The following is a 20,551-nucleotide window of genomic DNA, read 5'->3' on the forward strand; positions in this document are numbered from 1 at the left end:
CCCACCGGCGACAGGCGCGGCGGGCTGAGCCGGAGCCGAAGGCGCTGGGGCCGAACCGGATTGGGTGGACGCGGCGCCGGGGGCGGCAGACGGGAGCGGACCGCTCGCCACTCGGCGCTCGAGGGTTTCGAGGCGCTGCAGCGTGGCGGTCTCGGCGTCGGAGACGGCGGGCAGGAGCATGCGGGCGGCGATGACCTCGAGCAGGAGGCGGGGCGCCGTCGCACCGCGCATATCGCCGAGGCCCTCGTGCAGGAGTTCGGCGTGCCGGGCCAGGGTGGCGGGGCCGAGGCGGGCGGCTTGGTCGCGCATCCGGTCGAGGATGTCGCCGGGGCCGGTGACCAGATTGCGTTCGACCGCATCGGGAACGGCGCGCATGAGGATCAGATCGCGCAGCCGTTCGAGCAGATCGGTGGCGAAACGACGCGGGTCGTGCCCGGCCTCCACGACGCGGTCGATGGTGCCGAACAGGGCCGCGCCGTCGGAGGCCGCGAGGGCATCGACGGCGTCGTCGATCAGGGCCACATCGGTGACCCCGAGCAGCGAGACCGCGCGGGGGTAGGTGACACCCTCGTCGCCCGCACCCGCGAGCAGCTGGTCCAGCACGCTGAGGCTGTCACGAGGCGAGCCGCCACCCGCGCGAATGACCAGCGGGTACACCGATTCCTCGACCGCGACGTGCTCCTGCTCGCAGATCTTGCCGAGCAGCCCGCGCATGGTGGCGGGCGGCAGCAGCCGGAACGGGTAGTGATGCGTGCGGGAGCGGATGGTCGGCAGGACCTTCTCCGGTTCCGTGGTGGCGAACACGAAGATCAGGTGAGCGGGCGGCTCCTCCACGATCTTCAGCAGGGCATTGAAGCCCGCGGTCGTCACCATGTGCGCCTCGTCGACGATGAAGATGCGATAGCGGGACTCGGCGGGGGCGTAGAAGGCGCGGTCGCGTAGTTCGCGGGTGTCGTCGACGCCACCGTGGCTCGCGGCGTCGAGTTCGATGACGTCGAGGTTGCCGGACCCGCCGGGGCCGAGAGCGACACACGACGAGCAGACCCCGCACGGCGTGGAGGTCGGGCCCTCGACGCAGTTCAGCGAGCGCGCGAGAATCCGCGCGGAGGAGGTCTTGCCGCATCCGCGCGGGCCGGAGAACAGGTACGCGTGATTGATCCGCCCGGTGTCGAGAGCGATGCTCAGGGGATCGGTGACGTGCTCCTGCCCCACCACTTCAGCGAACGTTGCCGGTCGGTACTTCCGGTACAGAGCCACGGCAGAAGGGTACCGGGACTGCCCGACATCCCTGCGCGCCTCCTCCGACCGGGCCGCGTCCCGACGCCCCGAAGTCATATGTGAGCCAAGTCACATACAAACCGTTCGCCCTCCGGCTCGGCGCAGCGCGGAACCGGGGTGGGCGAAGGAGGCCGAGCAAATTCTCAGCGCGGGATAGGGTCCGACATTGCCGGATGCCACGTCTACGCACGATCCCCATTTGCTGATGCGCGTTCGGTTTCAACTGCGCAGACCGGACATAACGATCCAGTCAAGCGATGCGGCAAGATCGCAATCGTTTGGCTACCGTGGACATCGGCAACTTCGGTAGCCAAACCTTCATCAGGTTGGTGGCCCCGGCCGGTCCCTCATCCCGACCGGGGCACAACCAACCCAATCTCCCTTAGGACGCCCAAGTGCCGTCGTATGACGACATCGCCGCAGCCTGGCTCATGAGCACGGAGTTCGCCGGCGATTCCGCCGCAGTCGGATTGCTCAGTCGCGCCATCAATCCGCAGGACTACGACATCAAGCGAGATTCGCTACCGGTGTCAGCCGCTGCCGACCCCGCCACCGCTGCCGCGATCCTGGAATTGCTGCAGCGCGGTCAGGTGCCGACCCTGGCAGCCATCGAAACCCTCATCGTGCAGAACGACATGCGCGCCGAGGCCGAACGCATCGAACGCCTGGGCCGCCGCGCCCAGCGCAGCGTCGAGGATTTCGGCCGGGTCCTGGCCCAGCAGACCGATATGTACTGGTCGGCGCACGGCACCGGGCCCACACGCCGCGACATTCTGCTCTCCGAACCCGTCATCGCGCTGATCCGCGATCGCGTCGGCGACATCCCGCCGTCCGCGATCAAGCATCTGTGGTTGATCGAGAGGGCGCAGCGCGCCGGCTGGATCGCCTACAACGCGACTCCCCGATCCCTGTGTGCCGGAAGGCGTTTCCATGCCGCACGGTACGGAAACCGGGTGTCGCTGCGTCCGGTGAACACGCTGGGCGTACTGGTCACGGCATACCTGCGCGATCAACTGGCCGAGCACGGGCGTCCGCCGCGCTGGTCGGTGATGGCGTTCGAGCTGCGCGACGACCGCGGCCGCCGAGTGTTCAACGACACAGCCGACGCCCGGGCGCAGCAGCAGTGGCTCAGCACCGCCGAATGGACGGCCACCGAGGACGGCCTGCCGATGCCCGGTCCGCGCGGCTTGCGCGCTCTGACCCGTAAAAACCGAACCGCCCGCGCCTGACGTGCCGCGCTCATCCGCTCCCCGAGCGGGGTAAGCGCAGGTCTGCGCTGTTACAGACACGTATCCAAGTCCTCATTTTTGTAACAGCGCCGAAACGTGAGGATTCGGTAACTTCCACGCAACGCGAATTAGTCATCAGACTTCTGCGCGCGGAAGGAGTTACCGATGAATCCGACCATCGACCCGGCCGCCACGGCCTGGCTGCTCGCGGCCACGGCCATGGTGCTGCTCATGACGCCGGGCTTGGCGATCTTCTACGGCGGCATGGTCCGCTCCAGCGGCGTGCTGAACATGCTGATGATGAGCTTCATCTCGATTCCGCTGGTGACGGTGGCCTGGGTGGTCTTCGGCTACAGCCTCGCCTTCGGCGATGACGCGGGCGGCGGCATCATCGGCAATCTCGGGCATATCGGCCTGTCGGGCATCGATCCGACGACCGTGCACGTGACCGACACGGCCGCCAACACCGGTGTGCCGGAGCTGCTGTACATCACCTTCCAGCTGACCTTCGCGATCCTGACCGTGGCCCTGGTGTCCGGCGCCATCGCCGATCGCGCCAAGTTCTCGGCGTGGATGATCTTCGTTCCGGTGTGGGCGCTGCTGGTGTACGCACCGATCGCGCACTGGGTGTGGACGCCGGACGGCTGGCTGGCCGGTTTCGGCACACTGGATTACGCGGGTGGCCTGGTCGTCGAGATCGCCTCGGGCGCTTCGGCACTGGCGCTGGCGCTGGTGCTCGGTCCGCGCGTCGGATTCAAGGTGGACGCCATGCGTCCGCACAATCTTCCGTTCGTGCTGCTCGGCGCGGGTCTGCTGTGGTTCGGCTGGTTCGGATTCAATGCCGGCTCGGCGCTGAAGGCGGACGGAATCGCCTCCGCGGTCTTCCTGAACACACTGATCGCGGGCTGCCTGGGCATGCTGGGCTGGCTCGTCGTCGAGCAGATCCGCGACGGCCGCCCCACCACCTTCGGCGCGGCCTCGGGCGCGGTGGCCGGTCTGGTCGCGATCACGCCCTCCTGCGGTTCGGTGACCACCCTCGGCGCGCTGGTCGTGGGTCTGGTTGCGGGCGTGGTGTGTTCGTTCGCCGTGAGCTGGAAGTTCAAGGGCGGCTTCGACGATTCGCTCGACGTCGTCGGCGTGCACTTCATGGGCGGCATCGTGGGCACGCTGCTGATCGGACTGCTCGCCAGCGAGGTCATGACCGGTGGCGCGCGGGGCCTGTTCTTCGGCGGCGGGCCGAGTCAGCTGGGCAAGCAGGCGGTGGGCGTGCTCGCGGTGGCGGCCTTCGCGTTCGTCGTGTCGTTCCTGCTGGGCAAGCTGATCGACGCGCTGATCGGATTCCGGATCAGCCGTGAGGAAGAGGTCGGCGGCATCGACTTCGCGCTGCACGCGGAGACCGCGTACGCCGAAGGCGTGAGCGGACATTCGCCGCACAACAAGTCGCCCTTCAAGCACTGAGTTACCCGGCTCTTCGGAGTCATCAGCAGAGGTCATCCGCAGGGGTCATCCGCACGAAAAGCCATCAGGCCCGGGGCAATCCGCCCCGGTCCTGATGCTTTTCGAGAATGTCGCGGACCCACGGCATGGCAGCGGGGGCGGGTCAGCTGACCTGTTTGCCCGAGGCCGAGAAGGTATTGCACTGGGCCGTGCGGTTCTTGTCGAAACCGAGTTCGAACCAGGCTCCGCCGTTCTGAGAGGTGCCGTGGTCGCGCATGTCGCCCGCCGAGTCGCCGCGATGATAGGAATCGGTGCGCGCGACGCCGATCTGAGCGGTGGTGAGCGCACCGCCGCCCTTGGAGGAAGCCAGGTACATGCCGTCGAAACAGTTGGCCTGCAGCTCGGTTCGGCGCGAGAGTTCCAGGCCGGTGTCCGAGCGGGTGCCCGCGTCCCGGCGCTGCTGGTGCACCTTGCCGAGGATGCCGGACTGGGCCTGGACGTGGTGCCCGTACTCGTGCGCGAACACCGACAGGTAGACGACCCAGTCGTTCTTGAACAGGTCCGTCTGCAGCTGGCTGATCGGCATGTAGATGGTCTGGTCCGCGGAGCAGTAGAACGCGGCGAAGTTCGAGCTGTTGCCGGTGCACAGGGTGGTGATGCCGTTGGTGTCGGCGGAGACGTTCACCTTGGGCGCCTCGAACGGCAGGTTGATCTCGTCGAAGACCGGCTTCCACGCGTTCGAGAGACACGTGGCGGCGGTCTCGAAGAATGTGCGGGCGGTGCCGACCTCGGTGCTCCACGGCGTGTACTTGCAGTTCGCGGGCACCAGGGTGAGGTCTTCACCCGCCAGGAGCGGATTGTCCACGGTCGCAGCGACTCCCGCGCTCTCGCCACCGGGTGTGGGCGCGTAGGTGGTCTGCACCGAATCACCGGAACCGAAGGCGTTCAAGCCGGTTCGGACCGCGGCGCGCACCAGGAACGTGGAGATCACCAGGATGAGGATGACCAGGATCGAGGCCCAGCGGCCCCGGCGCGGCGGCGCCGGGCGCACCGGCGGTGGCGCGCCTGCCTGCGCGTACGCGGGCGGCGGCGGCATGGGCGGGCGGTAGGCCGGTTGCCGCGGAACCTGGCCGGAGGCACGGTATCCGGGCTGCTGGCCGTAGGCGGGCGGCGGGAAACCCTGGCGCGGCGCCTGTCCCGGCTGCTGCGGATATCCGGACGGCTGGCCGTATCCGGGCGGACGGCCGTAACCGGGAGCCGGTTGCCGACCGGGTTGTTGCTGGGGGTATCCGGATTGGCCGGGTCCGGGCTGCTGCGGATATCCGGGGCGCTGGCCGTATCCGGGTGGTGGCGGCGGGACCGGCCGCTGACCCGGATGGGGCGGGCGTCCGCCCGGGGGAATCGGTCCGTTTCCGGACGGTGGGCGAGTCATCCCCCGCACCCCCTCGTTCCTTAGCGTTTGCCGACAGCCGCTGAGGAAGAATAGCAAGCTGTCTAAAGTAGCCTTCCATGCAGATTTTTCGGGGGGGCGCCCTCGTGGCGCTGCTACTCGCCTTGGCGGGTGTAGCCGCGCCGGCAGCACACGCACAGTCCGAGGGTGTGCGGATCACCGCGGATGTGAATCTCGGCGACGACGGTCTGCTGCGAGTCGTGGAAACCGTGGAAGTGCCTGCGGGGAGCCAATTCCGGCAGGTGCTGCCCCTTCGCGTCCAGGTTTCCGAGGGCGTGGAGCGAAACTTCCGGGTCAGCGACGTGAAGGCAACCGGTGACGGTGACGCGACAATCTCCGATGACCTGTTCACCGTCGACGCCCGGGAGGGCGTGGCGACCTTCGAGTACACGGTGCACAACACCGTCACCGATGCGAGCGGAGCGCAGGTCTTCCACTGGACCGGCGTCTTGAACACCGATGTGGCCTCCATCGACGTCAATGTGACGAGTCCCGATTTCCGGATGGGCGTGACCAAGTGCACCATCGGGCCGCCCGGAAAGCCGCAGGACTGCGCGGATATCCGGGTCGAGCCCGACGGCATCGCGCACCTGGCCAAGACCGATCTGCGCAAGGGTGACGTCATCGACGTGACGCTGCAGGTGCCGCCGGGCACGGTGAAATCCAATGCCGACATCCTGGACGACAACGCGCCGGGCGCCTTCTCGATCACCGGAACTGTGCTGGCGGCCTTCGGGATCCTGCTGGCGGGCTTGATCGCGGCGGCGGCGTACGTGTTCTGGGGCCGCCGCACCGCGCCCGAGAGTTCCGAGGTGCTCGATCCGATCGTCCCCGACGGGAACCGGGTGCACTTCACCTCGCCGGACGGCATCCTGCCCGGTACCGCCGGGCTGCTGCTCGACGGCTACGTGGATCCCAACGATCTGGCCGCCACGGTGGTGGATCTGGCTGTGCGCAGCTACATCTGGGTGACCGTCGTGGACGGATCGGACTGGCGGATCTCACCGGTCAACCCCCCGGACGAGCATCTGACCGCCTACGAGCGAGCGGTGTACGCGGCGATCCTGCCCGAGGGCAAGGAGTCGGTGCTGCTGTCCGAGCTGCGCGGCCGGGTGCCCGCGAGCGCGGTGCGCAAGGCGCTGATCGACGATTCCGTCGAGCACGGCACCTTCGTCGACCGCACCCGGCGGGGTTACGAGTTCTGGCTGGGTGTGGCGCTCATCGTGATCGGCGGCGGCGTGCTGGCGGGCCTGGCCTTCGGCGCGCAGCGCCATGCCCTGGTCGGGGTGGCGATCGCGCTCGGTGGTGTCGCGGCGCTGTTCCTGCCGCGCTATCTGCCGTCCCGCACCGCACTCGGCCGCGAACTGACCGGACGGATCCAGGCGATGCAGCGCGGTTTGGACGCGGTGGTGCCGCAGCGACTTCCGGCTCCGGATCAGGAGATGGTGTTCTCCCGGGGCCTCCCGTTCATGGTGGCGGGCCGCAAGACCGATCAGTGGGTCCGCACCTTCCGCGACCTGGATCCCACCGACGACGGCCAGCCGGGGGTCTACTGGTTCGGCGGCTTCGACGGCGACCGCAACCTGCACCGCTTCGCCGCCCACTTCCCCTACTTCATCACCGCGCTGGAAGGCTTGTTCACGACCTCGAACTGATCGGTGACACGGGGGCCGACGTTCCCACACGGCCGCACCTCGAACAGCGCTGAGCGGCAATGGCTTACCGAAGGCAATGCACCGAACAGCGGCGGCCGCCGGGACGTGCCCAGCGCCCACACCGACCGGCAGGTGTGGCGCCCAGCCGACCCGGCCGCACGGATGATCAGGCTCCGGCGTGGACCGCCAGGCCGCGGCGGGCGTAGGCGCGCACGTCGGCATCGGAGTCGTCCAGGGCCGATTGCAGGGCTCGGCGCGCGGATTCGGATTCGGGCCAGGTGCTCAGGGTCAGGACCGCGGCCTTGCGAATGTCCGGATGGACATCGGCCAGGGCGGTGGTCAGCGGTTCGGCGGCCAGGTCCGGACCCACCGCGGGCAGCCCGCGCGCCGCGCCCTCGCGGATCTGCCAGGCCGAATCCTTCAGCGCGGCGGCCAGTGTCGCCACATCGTCGGGGGTGCCGAGTCGGGCGAGGGCGGTGAGGGCGGCGGCGCGCACCAGCGGGTCACGGTCGGCGGTGAGGGTGCGCACGGCGTCCACCCCGCCGAGACCGATGGTGGCCAGGCCGCGCGCGGCGGCGATGCGAACCTCGCGGTTGTCGTCGTGCGCCGAGACGGTGAGCGTGGCCCACTCATCCAGGGACACCAGTGCGCTCACGGCCTCGATGCGGACCCGGTGATCGGAATCGAGGGCCGCCCTGGTGAACAGTTCGGAGGTGCCCGTGCGCAGCGCGCGCAACAGGTCGACGACCGCGGCGCGCACGACCGGGTCCGGTGAGTCCGCGTGCGCCGCGAGACCGTTCGCGGCGGGCAGGATTTCGACCAGCTCACGCAGTCCGCTCACCGCGGCGGCCCGCACCTCGATGGCGGCGTCCCCGAGCGCGGCGATCAGGCTGTCGTCGAAACCGTCGGGGGTGCCCTCGGTGAGCACGGCGATCGCGGTCGCCCTGACCTGGGGATCGGGATCCTCCAGGAACGAGGCGAGTTCGTCGGCGCCGGGCGAATCCAGGCTCAGCAGCAGCGCGATGCGCGGGGCGACAGTCTGTTTCGGTGTGGCGTCCACCGTCGTGACACCGTGGGACTGCACGTCCCCGCCCAGGTTCGGCGGGGTGCCGACCAGCGCGGGCTGCTGGACCGGAATGACGGTGTCATCGGCCGAGGGCAGATCGTCGAGTCCGGGCACCGGCACGAAATACGGCGCGACGGGGCGCTTGAGGAACTCCATCTCCCCGGCCTCGCCCTTGCGCAGGTTCAGGTGGTAGCGCCATTCGACGTCGTCGCGCTCGGGCAGATCGGCGCGCTCGTGGTAGAGCCCCCAGCGGGATTCGGTGCGGGTGAGCGAGGAGCGCGAGGCCATTTCGGCGCAGTCGCGAATGAAGGTGACCTCGGCGCAGCGCATGAGTTCGTGCGGGGTGAGCGCGCCCATACCGGCGATCTCCTCGGCCATCCGGTCGAAGGTCTCGATGGCGAGGGACAGCTTGGTGGCCGTCTTGGGCGGCGCCACATAGTCGTTCACGAAGCGGCGGAGTTTGTATTCGACCTGCTGCTGCGGCGGGCCGTCCGGATTGCGCAGCGGGCGGTAGATCAGTTCGTGTGCGTCGGCCAGCTGATCGGCGGGCAGCTCGGCCGGAGCCGGGACGTCCGCGAGGGTGCCGGCGGCGTGCGCACCGGCCAGGTCGCCGTAGACGAACGCGCCGATCATGTAGTTGTGCGGCACGCAGGCCAGGTCACCGGCGGCGTACAGGCCGGGGACGGTGGTGCGGGCGTTCTCGTCCACCCAGACGCCGGACGCGGAATGTCCGCTGCACAAACCGATTTCGGAGATGTGCATCTCGATGTCGTGGCTGCGGTAGTCGTGACCGCGATTGGCGTGGAAGGTGCCTCGTGTGGGGCGCTCGGTGGTGTGCAGAATGCCCTCGAGCGCGTCGAGGGTCTCGGTCGGCAGGTGTGAGACCTTGAGATAGATGGGGCCGCGCGCGGATTCGATCTCCCGCTTCACCTCCGACATCATCGCGCCGGACCAGTAGTCGGAGTCGACGAAGCGCTCACCGAGCGCGTTGACCTGATAGCCGCCGAACGGATTGGCGACATAGGCGCAGGCCGGACCGTTGTAATCCTTGATGAGCGGGTTGATCTGGAAGCATTCGATGCCCGAGAGTTCCGCCCCCGCGTGGTACGCCATGGCGTACCCGTCGCCCGCGTTGGTGGGATTCTCGTAGGTGCCGTACAGATATCCGGACGCGGGCAATCCGAGCCGCCCGGCCGGGCCGGTCGCCAGAATCACGGCCTTGGCCGCGACGGCGACGAATTCGCCTGTGCGCGTGTTCAATGCGGCGGCCCCCACGGCGCGGCCGTTCTCGGTGAGCACCCGCACCGGCATCAACCGGTTCTCGATCCGGATGCGCTCGCGCATGGTGCGCTGGCGCAGGACGCGATAGAGCGCCTTCTTGACGTCCTTGCCCTCGGGCATGGGCAGCACGTACGAGCCGGAGCGGTGCACGCGCCGCACGGCGTACTCACCGTACGCGTCCTTCTCGAACTTCACGCCGTAGCGCTCGAGCCGCTGCACCATGGCGAAGCCGCGGGTGGCGGTCTGATAGATGGTGCGCTGGTTGACGATTCCGTCGTTGGCGCGGGTGATCTCGGCGACGTAGTCCTCGGGCTCGGCCTTGCCGGGAATGACGGCGTTGTTCACACCGTCCATGCCCATGGCCAGCGCGCCGGAGTGCCGCACGTGCGCCTTCTCCATCAGGATCACGTTCGCGCCCTGCTCGGCGGCGGTGAGCGCGGCCATGGTGCCCGCGGTGCCACCGCCGATGACCAGCACGTCGCAGTCGAGACGGGTGGTCTCGGCCAGATCGGGAATCTCCATCAGCACACCAACATTCGGTCTAGAAGTTCACTGGGGACGGGCTCCGGGGCGCGGCGGCAGGGCTTCGCACGCCGCTGGAGCGACAGGGCGGACGGCGCGGGCCGCCCGGGGCGGCGCACTCGCTACAGGGTGGCGAGATCGCCCGAATGATCCAGGGCCGTGATGATCTCGGCCCGCAGTGCGGAACGCTCCACACCCACCTCGCGCGGCTGCGCCACGTCGAGCAGGGCTCGCAATGGTTCGCCCGCCCGGCCGAGCACGGCGACCCGATCCCCGAGCAGCAGCGCCTCGTCCACATCGTGGGTGACGAACACGACGGTGGTGGGATGGGTTCGCCAGGTCTCGATGAGCAGGCGCTGCATGGTGTTGCGCGTCTGGGTGTCCAGCGCGCCGAACGGCTCGTCCATCAGGACCGCGCGGGGTGCGCCCGCCAGTCCGCGCGCCAGCTGCACGCGCTGTCGCATGCCGCCCGAGAGGCTCTTGGGTAGGTAGTCGCCGAAACCGGTGAGGCCGATCTCCTCGATCCACCGCTCGGCCACCTGGCGTCGGCCGGACCGAGGTTCACCTCGCAGCTTCAGCGCCAGTTCGATGTTCGAGCGCACGGTACGCCACGGCAGCAGCGCGTTGTCCTGGAAGACGACCGCGCGGTCCCGGTTCGTCCCGGTCACCGCCGTGTCGTCGGCCAGTACGCTCCCCCCGTCCGGCCTCAGCAGTCCGGCCAGGGCGCGCAGCACGGTGGACTTGCCGCACCCGGACGGTCCGGTCAGCACCAGGATCTCGCCGGGCCGCACGGTCAGCGACAGATCGGCGATCACCGGCGCGCCGCCGTAGGAGAGGTGGATGTCGTTCAGCGCCAGACTCATTCCGGTACCGGTCATTTCACGACCTCCTGCACTCGCGGCAGCCAGTGGGTGACCCGGCGGCCGATCAGTTCGACGGCGGCCGAGGTGAGGTAGCCGAGCACGCCGATGGTGATGATGCCGACGAAGACGCCGGGGTAGTCCACGATCGTGTACGCCTGCCAGGTGCGATAGCCGACACCGAGCCGGCCGGAGATCATCTCGGCGGAGATGACGCAGATCCAGGCCACACCGATGCCGACCGACAATCCGCTGAACACGCCGGGCAGGCTGCCCGGCAGCACCACCTGGCGCAGCACGTCCCAGCGGCTGCCGCCGAGGGTGCGCACCGAATCCTCCCAGATGGTCGGCAGCGCCTTGACCGCATGGCGCGTGGACACCATGACCGGGAAGAACGCGGCCACGAAGGTGATGAACACGATCCCGGCCTCGTCATCGGGGAACATCAGGATCGCCACCGGCACGATGGCGATGGCCGGAACCGGCCGCGCCAGCTCGGTGAGCGGGCCCAGGATGTCGGAGAACCAGCGTGAACGTCCCAGCGCCACACCGATACTCACGCCGAACACCGCCGCCAGGCCGAAACCGGTGAGGATCCGGATCAGCGACTGTCCGAGGTCCAGGTAGAACGCGTCGGTGCCGAGCTGATGCCGGAACGCTCGCACGATCTCGGTCACGGTCGGCAGCGTGTCGAATCGCACCCACAGCCGAATATTGTTGGCGGTCAAGAACTGCCAGGCCCCGATCGCCGCGAGTACCGAGGCCGTGCGGATCACTCGGGAGCGCCACACCACGAGCCGGGCTCGCGAGCCCCGGGCCTTCGCCACGGTCTGCTCGGCCGGGCGATCGACGATGTCGGCCGATCGAATCACGGCGGTGGTACTCATCTTCCGGCTCCCCGGGGGCTCTGTGCGCGCTCCCTCGCCGATCGCGCGCTCACTGCCGGACCTCGCTGACGGCCTGCTCGTACGAGACGTTCACGCCGGACGGGTGTCCGGCGAGGTAGCGCTGCGCGGCCGCGGAGGTCGTGAAGGGCAGGTAGGTCTCGCCGTCCCGGACCCACAGGGCCTTGTCGGCGAACCAGCGGGTGCCCAGTTCGGCGTCCGGGACGTACGCGACCCGGACCGTCTTGCCTTGCGCGCGAGCCTGTTTGATCGCGCGCAGCAGGCTGGTGGGGTCGGCGGCGGCCTGGGTGGCATCCTGACCCGCGAACCAGATCTCGCTCGCCAGCGCCGGATTGTTCACCGGCTGGTTGGTGAGGGCGTCGGTGCCGGTGAGCGGCGCGGGGTTCGCGGCGTTCGCCGACTCGGCGTCATAGTTCAGGCCGCGGTCCCGGTAGACCTGCTTCAGCACGGTCGGGTCGACGAACTTGTCGATATCGAGATCCGCGAAGTCGCCGATCGACTTCAGGTACGCCACATCGTCTTTGAACGCGGAGATCAGGCTCGGCTTCAGAGTGGCGTCGAAGGAGGTGCCGCCCGGCCCGTTGTACAGGTACACGACCTCCTGGGCCAGCCCGGAGTTGTCCGCGACGATCTTTGCCGCTTCCAAGGGCTGCTTGTGGATGAAATCGGTCGCGTCGAGCTGGGCTTGCACAAAGGCATTCAGCACCTCCGGATGCTGCTTCGCGTAGTCACGCCGCGCTACCACTCCGTGGAAGGTCGGAACGTTCAGTTCCGCACCGTCGTACAGCAGCTTGGCCTTGTTCTGGAACACCAGCAGTCCGGGCCAGGCCACGAACTGCGACAGCGCGGCCACCTGACCCGATTCCAAAGCAGAGGAACCGATCTGAGGCTGCTGATTGAGCACCTCGACACCGGACTTGGGATCGATCCCGGCCCGGGTCAGCGCCTGCACCAGCGTACCGTGCCCGGCCGACCCTACGCTCGCCGAGACCTTCTGTCCCGCAAGGTCCTTGATGGACTGCGCCGGGGAATTCGGCGCGACCACGACCATGTTCAGCGCGCCCTTGGGGTTGTACCCGGTGATGGAGACCAGTTCGGTCTGCGAGCGCTCGTTGGCCTGGGTGCGGGAGCCGTTGATGAGCAGCGGGTAATCGCCCATCGAACCGATGTCGATCTTCTCCGCCACCATCTGCGCGGTGATCGGCGCGCCGGTGTCGTAGTCCTGCCACTCCACCTGGTACTTGGTGCCGCCGTTCTTGCTCAGGGCGTCCAGGCGCTGTTCGAGGAATCCCTTGGCCTTCAACAGGGTTCCGGCCGTGACGGTGTTGATGGTCTTGGACTGGTAGCCGATGACGACCTTGACGGTGTCACCGCTCGCGGTGCTCTCCAGCGAGCAGGAGGACACGGTCAGGGCGAGCGCGGCGGCGACGGCCGTCGCCGCGACCCGCACGATACGAGTGGTGACCCGGCTTCCGCGCGGGGCGCTGGAGCCACGGCGCGGGGCGCTGGAGCCACGGCGCGGAGCGCTGCGGGCATGGCGGTACTTCATCAGAATCCTCGAGTTTCGAGCCGAGCGGCCCGTGCAGTCGTGCGTGGAGACAGGGGTGCGACGAAACGTGCGTTGCGGAGAACGGTTTTCAGCGGAGCAGGAACGGCATGTTGACCGTGACCGCACCGGTGGGGCAGCGGGCGGCGCAGGGCCCGCAGTACCAGCACTCGTCCACGTGCATGAACGCCTTGCCGTTCTCGGGGTTGATCGCCAGCGAGTCGAGCGGGCAGATCTCCACGCACAGCGTGCAGCCTTGGATACAGAGTGATTCGTCGATGGTTACCGGCACATCGGTGCGCTGATTGACCAGGGCCATTCAGATCAGCCTCCAATCGGTGTTCTCCGGCGGCCTGGTGAGGCTGCCGCGCATGGTGATCCGGTCGCCGCGCATCCGGATGTATTCGAGGTCGACCGGGCGGCCGTCCTCGAGCTTGGTGAGTCGTTCGAGCAGCAGTAGTGCGCCGCCCTCGGGCATGAGCAGGGTCGCGGCCGAATGGGCGTCGGCGGTGATCGCCTCCAGGGCGAGATCGGCCGAGCCGAGCGGGCCGCCGCTGATCTGCTCGATGAGGGCGAACACATCGTTGGATTCCAGATCCCGGGTGATCACCTGCTCGCCGATGTCCGGTACCAGGTAGGTCAGGTCCAGGCTCAGCGGGAGATCGCCGAAGTAGCGCAGCCGCTCGATGTAGACGGCCTGCTGCCCGGGTTCCAGGCGCAGCTTGCGCGCGACGGCCGGCGGCGGGACGACCCACGTCGCGGCCCGCACCTCGTTGTGTACCTCGCCGTGCCCGCGCAGGGTCTCCTTCAGCCCGAGCAGGGCGTCCAGGCCGTGGTCGTATTTGCGGCGGGCCACATGGGTGCCGACCTTGGGGGCGCGTTCGATCAGCCCCTCGTCCTTCAGGAGCGCGAGGGCGTCGCGAACCGTGTTCCGCGACACACTGAAGTCGGCGGACAGTTCCTGTTCCGACGGCAGCGACCCCTCGAATGCCTCGGCGTGAATCTGCTGGCGCAATACATCCGCCACCTGGCGGGCTCGATCGGCCCGGCGAATCGGGGTGCGCGGCGGTATCGGTTCCGGCGTCATCTCATCTCCTTTCCGCCATTGACCTGCGGCTTCACAATGTAGTTCGGCGGCCGATACCAGGTCCGAGCTCACCCGCGCCCGGGACCGGGCGGTGAGGATATGCGCCGGTCCCCCGATCACACGGCCTGCCGATATGGCGTGGTTCCGGGCTATTGCGCCACCCGGGCCGCTCACCTGGGCCTTGAAATCACGCTGATCGGAATGCGTGTGCTCGGCCAGGTCCAGGAGTGGTGTGGAACGCGGCGAACTTTTCTCGAGATGTGGGAGGAAGTCGTGGCGTCGATCACTTTCGGCCGGACCGCGGGGACGCATCCGACGATCGGCAATTCCTTACCGGCACAAAAGATTCGGCCTGGAGGGAGGCTGTGCGTAGGGTTTGGGGTGAGAGCGCCTCCGGACCCGTACAAGACCGGTGCGGTCGTTCGCGCCTTCCGTTCAGGGCGAGCGGAATGCTAATTTGATCCCATGTCTTCCAGTCGCCCCTCCGCCCCGCGAGTCACATACGTGACCGTCGCGCTGGGTGTGCGGCTGCCGCGTCAGAGGGAACTGTGTTGTCCCTCCCGTCGCGCAGCCGGGTACTGATCTCCGAATCGCTGATTTCGTCGCTGACGAAAATCGCCGGGGCCACCTCGCTGCATCGCTGAAATCTTCGTGTAGGCATTTGTCCCCCCTGTGATCAGGCGGGACGGCAGCAAGGATCTCTGAATGTCCAGTCCCACGCTCGAGCGTTCCTTTACCACCGGCTCGGTTGCCACCGCACGTCTGGCTCCGGCTCGCCCCGCGGTACCGCCGGAGCTGCGGATCACCGACAACCCCGCCGCCGCTGTACTGCGGTCCGCCACCCGCGGCCCGATCTTCCGCGATGTCGCCGCCCAGACCACCGGTCTGAGCATCGCGACCGTGAATCGCCAAGTGTCCTCGCTACTTTCGGCGGGGCTGCTGCGTGAGCGCGCCGACCTGACCGCGTCCGGCGCGGTCGGACGGCCGCGTGTGCCGTTCGAGGTGGACACCGACTCGTACGTCACCGTCGGCGTGCACATCGGCTTCACCGTCACCCGCATCGTGGCCGCGGATCTGTCCGGCCGGATTCTCGGCGGGCTCGAAATCGCCACTCCGCAAACGGGTTCCGAGGCGGCGCTGACCATAGTGGCCCGCAGCGCCAAGGCGTTCCTGGATCGCCTGCCGCGCCGCAAGCCGCTGTGGACCGGCGTCGCGCTGGCCGGCCGGGTGGATCCGGCGGGCGGCGTCGTGGACCATCCGCGCCTGGATTGGCAGGCCGCTCCGGTGGCCGCCATCTTCAGCAGCATTCTCGATCTGCCGGTCTCGGTCTCCGCGCACGTGGAGGCGATGGCCGCGGCCGAGCTGCTGCTCGCGGGCCGCGATCCGGGCGAGGAGACTCGTCCGGGCAGCAGCCTCTACATCTACGCTCGCGAAACCGCCGGTGTGGCAGTGACTCTGCACGATCGGGTGCACACTCCCGCCAACGGCCCGGGCTCCATCGCGCACCTGCCCACCGGCTCGGATGTGGATTGCTCCTGCGGCCGGCGTGGCTGCTTGGAGGCCACCATCGGTGAGCGCTCGCTGCTGGAACGCGCTGTGCGCAAGGGCATTCTGCCCAAGCCGGAGGCCCCGCGCCGTCCGGTGATCGCGGACCTGTACCGGCTCGCCGACTCCGGCAACGACCCGGCCCGCGAACTGCTCCTCGAGCGCGCCGAGATCCTGGGCCGCACCGCGGCGCTGGTGCGTGACATGTTCAACCCGGATCGCGTAGTACTCGGAGGACAGGCGTTCACCGGCTACCGGCCCGGAATGGAGCGGGTGGCAAAGGCTTTCGCCGAAAGCACCACGCTGCCGGCGGCAGATCTGCGGATCAGCCGGTTCGGCGGACGGGTACAGGAATTCGCCGCGGCGGTCACCTCGCTCAGCGTGTTCTACGCCGATCCGCTCTCGGCCATGCGCCGCGCGATTCGCACGCGCTAGGCAGGAGCGGGGTCCGGTGAGGAGACCCCGACGCCTCGAGTCCCCGCCGGAAGTAACCGGCGGGGACTTCTCGATTCGCGGGAGAGTTCCGGCTCGGGCGCTGCTCTCGGTTCGGGACTGGTGCGGTTCGGGGCTGGTGCAGTTCGGGACACTGCGCGGCTCGGGACCGATCTCGATTCGAAGACCGATCGCGAAACCCGTTGGCGCTCAGGACTCCGGGCGATACAGCGCGTGCACGATCACCGGATGCTTGTTCAAGATGTCCGAGCGCAGCACGGTGAATCCCAGCCGCAGGGCCACCCGCTTGGAACGCAGATTGTCGGGGTGGATCATGGCCGCGATGTACGGCACGGGCAGGGTCCGGAAGCCCCACTCCAGGAAGCCTTTCGCGGCCTCGGTGGCGTAACCGTTCCCCCAGGCCTCACGGCGGAAGGTCCACGCGGCCTCCACCTCGTCGAACTGCGGCCAGTAGTTGAGGCCCGCACGACCCAGGAACCGGCCGTCCGCCCGGGATTCGACCACGAACTGCCCGTGTCCACGGGTGGTCCAGAGCTTCTCCATCGCGGTGAGACGTTCCACGGTGGACTCCCAGTTGTACGAACCCAGGAACTCGGTCACCTCGGAGTCCGTATGCAACCCCATCCACAGTGCGATATCCGATTCGCTGGCGGTCCAAGGGCGTAGCCGGAGTCGCTCGGTCTCGAGAACTGTCACCGTATCGACGCTACGCGTGACGGGGAGCTCGCAGGCCGATACCGCTGGGTCGGCATGGAGCGGGCCGGGCCCGGACAGGTCCACGTGTCCGGGCCCGGCCCTGATCCGCACGCGCGCGAGGCCCTGCGCGCGGTGCGGTTCCCACATCACCCCGCCGTACGGAGTCCCCGTTCCACGGCGTGGCGATGCGAGTTCTGGACCGTCCACCGGGGCATCACCACCCGGCGGACGGTCTGTTCAGGCGGCGCGCACGTGGGACAGCCCCCACTCGCGGGCCAGCAGGCGGTGCGAGTTCAGCCGATCCTCGTGCTTGTGCGTGACGCTGGTGATCACCAATTCGTCTGCGCCCGTGAGCTGCTGGAGCGCGTGCAGGTGTTCGGTCACGGTGGCGGCGGATCCGACGAACTGGGTGTTCACCCGATCGTCGACGAGTCGGCGCTGCCGATCGGCCAGCGGCGGAGCGGTATCGGGGTCGAGGTATTCCGCCGCGCCCGCACCGCTGCGGATGCTGTAGACCCAGTGCCCGTAGGTGGAGGCCAGGTGCTGCGCGGTCGCGTCGTCGTCGGCGACCACCACATCGGCCGACACCACCAGATAGGGACGCGCGAAGCGCTCCGAGGGCCGGAAGGCCGCGCGATACGCCTCGACGGTCTCCACGATGGTGCCGGGCGAGACGTGATAGTTCGCCGCGAACGGCAGCCCCAGTTTCCCTGCGAGCGTCGCGCTTTCGCCTCCGCTGCTGCCGAACAGCCAGACCTGGATGTCCGCGCCCTCACCGGGCACCGCATGCAGGTCGACACCGTCACCGACCGTGAAGGTGCCCGCGAGCAGCGCCTGGATCTGCGCCACCTGTTCGGTGTACGGCAGCGATTGCGCGCCCGGCAGTTGCAGCGTCTCCAAACCCGCTGCGAGACGGGTGGTGTCGAGGTACTGGCCCGGAATGAACGGCGGCGGGATGACCACGCCGTCACGCACGACAGTGGGGCGTTCCTTCGTGGGCACCGGCGGTACACCGGCGGACCGGAAGGCATTGCCGCGATGTCCCGAGCGCCCGAGACCCAGATCCAGCCGGCCCGGGTAGAGCGCGTCGACCGTGCCGAACGCCTCCACCACGGCCGCGGAGGTGTGATGGCCCAACTGCACTGCGGCCGTGCCGATCCGAATGGAGTCGGTGGCCGCCGCGATCAGCCCGATCAGCGTGGTCGATGCCGAGCTGGCGACCTTCACGAAGTGGTGCTCGGCGATCCAGAACCGGCGATAGCCCAGGCGCTCGGCCTGCTGCGCCAGATCGATGGTGTTGCGCAGCGCCTGCCTGGCGGTGGACCCCGCGCTGATCGGGGACAGGTCCAGCACCGAGAGTGGAATGGTCATGCCGTGTGCTCCTGCCGAGGATCCTTCTCGCCCGCTTCGACGCTGATGCCGAGGCGATTTCGGGGTGGCGCGACCGGGCAGGTCGCGTAGTCGCTGAAGGCGCACGGCAGGTTCACCGCGCGGTTGAAGTCCAGGACCACGGTGCCGTCGGCGGCGGGCCGGGTCAGATCCAGGCGGCGAGCGCCACCGTAGGTGGTGATGCCGCTGGTGCCGTCGGTGAACAGCACGTGCTGACCAAGCAGGTGAGAACCGAACACCACGAGCTCGTGTTCGACGCCGTCGAACTCGAAGGTCACCGTGCCACCGGCGGTGTGGTGATGACTCAGCCCGTCGACCACCGCACCGGTGGTGACGACCTGGGCGACCTCGTACGGCGTGAAGCGGCCGGTGACCACCCACTCCGGATCGGGCCGGTAGACGGGAATCTCGGTGAACGCGGCCAGCGCCGGGGCGGCCGGATCGTGAATCCGGAGCGCGAATCGACCACTGCGCCGGATGACTTCGATCAACCGCTCGCCGGTCCGCAGCTCCAGGCCGGGCTTGCCCTCACCGGGGGTCAATTCCACCGCGCCGGAAAGCAATTCACCCTCGAGTCGCAACTCCTGCCCGGAATCGACGGTCAGATGGACGTTCTCGGCGTCGGCACGCCAGCTGCCGGGCACCCCGTCGAAGGTTTCCGCGTCCACGCCGAGCCAGTGCAGGCCGGTGAGGCTCAGCCAGCCCAGCGGCTGCCTCGCCCAGGCGGCGCGTTCGGCGCGGAAGGTGGACCACTGCTGGTCGAATTCGGTGACTGTGGCGGTCATGATGCGCGAACTCCTTCGGTGCTGTGGTGCGGATTGCGCAGACCGAGGTGGTCGCGCAGGGTCGAGCCGGTGTACTCGGTGCGGAAACTGCCCAGGTCCTGGAGTTCCGGAACCACCTTCTCGACGAATTCGTCGAAGCCGGCGGGTGTGAGGTGTGGGACGAGCACGAAACCGTCCGACGCGTCGGTCTGCACGTGCCGGTCGATATCGGCGGCGACCTGACGCGGGGTGCCGATGAACTGGGGCCGCGCGGTGGTCTCGATGATGAGTTCGCGTATGGAGAGGTTCTCGGCCTCGGACTTCGCCCGCCAGGCTTCGGCGATGGCGCGCGGATCCTTGGCGTGCCGGACCCGGCCGCGGGTGATGTTCACGTTCTCGACCGGATCGATCTCCGGCAGCGGTCCGTCCGGGTCGTAAGCAGAAAGGTCACGGCCCCACACCTGTTCAAGGAACGCGATGGCGGTCTGCGGACTCACCTGCTGCCGCCGGATGCGCTGGGCGTTCGCTCGCGCCTCCTCGGGTGTATCGCCGAGCACGAAACCGGCGGCGGGCAGAATCTTGAGATCCTCGCGGGAGCGTCCGTACTTGGCGAGACGATCCTTGACGTCGGCGTAGAAGCGCCTGCCGTCCTCGAGTTCACCGTGCGCGCTGAAGATGACATCGGCCTTGGCCGCGGCGAATTCGCGGCCCTCGTCGGAGTCCCCGGCTTGGATCTGCACCGGGTACCCCTGCGGGCTGCCCGGCAGGACGAACTCGCCCTCGATCTCGAATTGCTCACTGGAGAAACGCACTTCGCGCGCGGGCTGCGCGAAGACGCCGTTCTCGCGGTCCACGACCAGCGCGTCGGCGGGCCAGCTGTCCCACAGCGCGCGGGTCGCGTCCACCACCTCAGCGGCCCGGGTGTAGCGCTTGGTGTGCTCCAGATACCCACCGCGACGGAAGTTCTCGCCGGTGAAGGCGTCCGAGGAGGTGACCGCGTTCCACGCCGCGCGGCCGCCGGAGAGGTGATCGAGCGAGGCGAACTGCTTGGCCAGCTCGAAGGGCTCGTTGTAGGTGGTGTTGATGGTCCCGGCCAAGCCGAGGTGGGTGGTCACGGCGGCGAGGGCGTTGAGCACGGTGAAGGTGTCCGGGCGGCCCACCACGTCCAGATCGTGCACCCGGCCCAGATGCTCGCGCAGCCGCAGCCCCTCGGCCAGGAAGAAGAAGTCGAAGAGTCCGCGTTCGGCGGTCCGCGCCAGATGTACGAAGGAGTCGAAATCGATCTGACTGCCGGACTCCGGGTCCGTCCACACGGTGTGGTGGTTGACGCCCGGGAAGTGGGCGGCGAGGTGAATCTGCTTGCGTATCCGCTGTTCAGGCATGCTTCT

Annotated in this window: 16 protein-coding genes; 4 read left to right on the forward strand and 12 right to left on the reverse strand. The window is 68.4% G+C overall.

Annotated elements, in window-relative coordinates; genetic code table 11:
• A partial coding sequence (locus NJ1_RS19125; protein WP_157574089.1) for a DNA polymerase III subunit gamma and tau occupies nt 1-1,257 on the reverse strand: 1,257 nt, incomplete at its 3' end.
• A 416-nt stretch (nt 1,258-1,673) separates the two neighbouring features.
• Between NJ1_RS19125 and NJ1_RS19130 the strand changes: the two genes are divergently transcribed.
• Both NJ1_RS19130 and NJ1_RS19135 read left to right on the forward strand, forming a co-directional pair.
• A complete protein-coding gene (locus NJ1_RS19130) occupies nt 1,674-2,507 on the forward strand; it encodes a hypothetical protein (RefSeq protein WP_067696126.1) in 834 nt (277 codons plus the stop codon).
• A 165-nt stretch (nt 2,508-2,672) separates the two neighbouring features.
• Nucleotides 2,673-3,965 (forward strand): ammonium transporter, encoded by a 1,293-nt coding sequence (locus tag NJ1_RS19135; RefSeq protein WP_067696131.1) that lies wholly within the window; start codon nt 2,673-2,675, stop codon nt 3,963-3,965.
• Between the two features lie 142 nt (nt 3,966-4,107).
• On the opposite strand, the gene NJ1_RS19140 is transcribed toward NJ1_RS19135, so the two are convergent.
• Nucleotides 4,108-5,376 carry a neutral zinc metallopeptidase gene (locus NJ1_RS19140; RefSeq protein WP_245717464.1) on the reverse strand — a complete coding sequence of 423 codons (1,269 nt, stop codon included), beginning with the start codon at nt 5,374-5,376 and terminating at the stop codon, nt 4,108-4,110.
• 77 nt (nt 5,377-5,453) lie between these two features.
• Here NJ1_RS19140 and NJ1_RS19145 point away from each other — a divergent pair, with 77 nt between their 5' ends.
• The gene (locus tag NJ1_RS19145) at nt 5,454-7,049 is read left to right on the forward strand and encodes a DUF2207 family protein (RefSeq protein WP_067696135.1); all 1,596 of its coding nucleotides are present in this window, start codon (nt 5,454-5,456) and stop codon (nt 7,047-7,049) included.
• A 166-nt stretch (nt 7,050-7,215) separates the two neighbouring features.
• Here the strand turns inward: NJ1_RS19145 and NJ1_RS19150 are convergent, their stop codons facing one another.
• The 6 genes from NJ1_RS19150 to NJ1_RS19175 all read right to left on the reverse strand — a co-directional run bounded on the left by NJ1_RS19150 (nt 7,216) and on the right by NJ1_RS19175 (nt 14,316).
• Entirely contained in the window at nt 7,216-9,918 is a 2,703-nt protein-coding gene (locus tag NJ1_RS19150) for a fumarate reductase/succinate dehydrogenase flavoprotein subunit (RefSeq protein WP_067696138.1), read from the reverse strand.
• A 122-nt stretch (nt 9,919-10,040) separates the two neighbouring features.
• Entirely contained in the window at nt 10,041-10,796 is a 756-nt protein-coding gene (locus NJ1_RS19155) for an ABC transporter ATP-binding protein (protein ID WP_067696141.1), read from the reverse strand.
• Nucleotides 10,793-11,665, reverse strand: coding sequence for an ABC transporter permease (locus NJ1_RS19160; RefSeq protein ID WP_084478503.1), 873 nt, complete (start codon nt 11,663-11,665; stop codon nt 10,793-10,795). The genes NJ1_RS19155 and NJ1_RS19160 overlap by 4 nt, the downstream gene beginning before the upstream one ends.
• 49 nt (nt 11,666-11,714) lie before the next feature.
• Nucleotides 11,715-13,232, reverse strand: coding sequence for an ABC transporter substrate-binding protein (locus NJ1_RS19165; RefSeq protein ID WP_084478504.1), 1,518 nt, complete (start codon nt 13,230-13,232; stop codon nt 11,715-11,717).
• A gap of 88 nt (nt 13,233-13,320) precedes the next feature.
• The gene (locus NJ1_RS19170; RefSeq protein ID WP_067696144.1) at nt 13,321-13,548 is read right to left on the reverse strand and encodes a 4Fe-4S dicluster domain-containing protein; all 228 of its coding nucleotides are present in this window, start codon (nt 13,546-13,548) and stop codon (nt 13,321-13,323) included.
• The gene (locus tag NJ1_RS19175) at nt 13,549-14,316 is read right to left on the reverse strand and encodes a GntR family transcriptional regulator (RefSeq protein ID WP_067696148.1); all 768 of its coding nucleotides are present in this window, start codon (nt 14,314-14,316) and stop codon (nt 13,549-13,551) included. It abuts the gene before it with no gap.
• A gap of 705 nt (nt 14,317-15,021) precedes the next feature.
• Between NJ1_RS19175 and NJ1_RS19180 the strand changes: the two genes are divergently transcribed.
• Nucleotides 15,022-16,296: an ROK family protein gene (locus NJ1_RS19180; protein WP_067696151.1), complete on the forward strand. Its 1,275-nt coding sequence runs from the start codon at nt 15,022-15,024 to the stop codon at nt 16,294-16,296.
• A 207-nt stretch (nt 16,297-16,503) separates the two neighbouring features.
• Here NJ1_RS19180 and NJ1_RS19185 read toward each other — a convergent pair whose 3' ends face one another.
• From NJ1_RS19185 to NJ1_RS19200, 4 genes are all read right to left on the reverse strand, one after another.
• Nucleotides 16,504-17,010 (reverse strand): GNAT family N-acetyltransferase, encoded by a 507-nt coding sequence (locus NJ1_RS19185; protein WP_067696154.1) that lies wholly within the window; start codon nt 17,008-17,010, stop codon nt 16,504-16,506.
• Nucleotides 17,011-17,247: 237 nt separating this feature from the next.
• The gene (locus NJ1_RS19190; protein WP_067696157.1) at nt 17,248-18,381 is read right to left on the reverse strand and encodes an LLM class flavin-dependent oxidoreductase; all 1,134 of its coding nucleotides are present in this window, start codon (nt 18,379-18,381) and stop codon (nt 17,248-17,250) included.
• On the reverse strand, nt 18,378-19,184 hold the full coding sequence (locus NJ1_RS19195) for a DUF1684 domain-containing protein (protein WP_067696159.1): 807 nt from the start codon (nt 19,182-19,184) through the stop codon (nt 18,378-18,380). Before NJ1_RS19195 ends, NJ1_RS19190 begins: the two co-directional genes overlap by 4 nt.
• Nucleotides 19,181-20,545 (reverse strand): NtaA/DmoA family FMN-dependent monooxygenase, encoded by a 1,365-nt coding sequence (locus tag NJ1_RS19200; protein WP_067696163.1) that lies wholly within the window; start codon nt 20,543-20,545, stop codon nt 19,181-19,183. The genes NJ1_RS19195 and NJ1_RS19200 overlap by 4 nt, the downstream gene beginning before the upstream one ends.
• Between the last annotated feature and the right edge of the window lie 6 nt (nt 20,546-20,551).

The sequence above is a fragment of the Nocardia jejuensis NBRC 103114 genome (assembly GCF_001613145.1).
Lineage (GTDB): Bacteria > Actinomycetota > Actinomycetes > Mycobacteriales > Mycobacteriaceae > Nocardia > Nocardia jejuensis.

Coding starts and splice junctions, on each gene's coding strand:
- NJ1_RS19135 (WP_067696131.1), top strand. CDS start 2,673: ATGAATCCGACCATCGACCCGGCCGCCACGGCCTGGCTGCTCGCGGCC.
- NJ1_RS19140 (WP_245717464.1), bottom strand. CDS start 5,376: ATGACTCGCCCACCGTCCGGAAACGGACCGATTCCCCCGGGCGGACGC.
- NJ1_RS19145 (WP_067696135.1), top strand. CDS start 5,454: ATGCAGATTTTTCGGGGGGGCGCCCTCGTGGCGCTGCTACTCGCCTTG.
- NJ1_RS19150 (WP_067696138.1), bottom strand. CDS start 9,918: ATGGAGATTCCCGATCTGGCCGAGACCACCCGTCTCGACTGCGACGTG.
- NJ1_RS19155 (WP_067696141.1), bottom strand. CDS start 10,796: ATGACCGGTACCGGAATGAGTCTGGCGCTGAACGACATCCACCTCTCC.
- NJ1_RS19160 (WP_084478503.1), bottom strand. CDS start 11,665: ATGAGTACCACCGCCGTGATTCGATCGGCCGACATCGTCGATCGCCCG.
- NJ1_RS19165 (WP_084478504.1), bottom strand. CDS start 13,232: ATGAAGTACCGCCATGCCCGCAGCGCTCCGCGCCGTGGCTCCAGCGCC.
- NJ1_RS19170 (WP_067696144.1), bottom strand. CDS start 13,548: ATGGCCCTGGTCAATCAGCGCACCGATGTGCCGGTAACCATCGACGAA.
- NJ1_RS19175 (WP_067696148.1), bottom strand. CDS start 14,316: ATGACGCCGGAACCGATACCGCCGCGCACCCCGATTCGCCGGGCCGAT.
- NJ1_RS19180 (WP_067696151.1), top strand. CDS start 15,022: ATGTCCAGTCCCACGCTCGAGCGTTCCTTTACCACCGGCTCGGTTGCC.
- NJ1_RS19190 (WP_067696157.1), bottom strand. CDS start 18,381: ATGACCATTCCACTCTCGGTGCTGGACCTGTCCCCGATCAGCGCGGGG.
- NJ1_RS19195 (WP_067696159.1), bottom strand. CDS start 19,184: ATGACCGCCACAGTCACCGAATTCGACCAGCAGTGGTCCACCTTCCGC.
- NJ1_RS19200 (WP_067696163.1), bottom strand. CDS start 20,545: ATGCCTGAACAGCGGATACGCAAGCAGATTCACCTCGCCGCCCACTTC.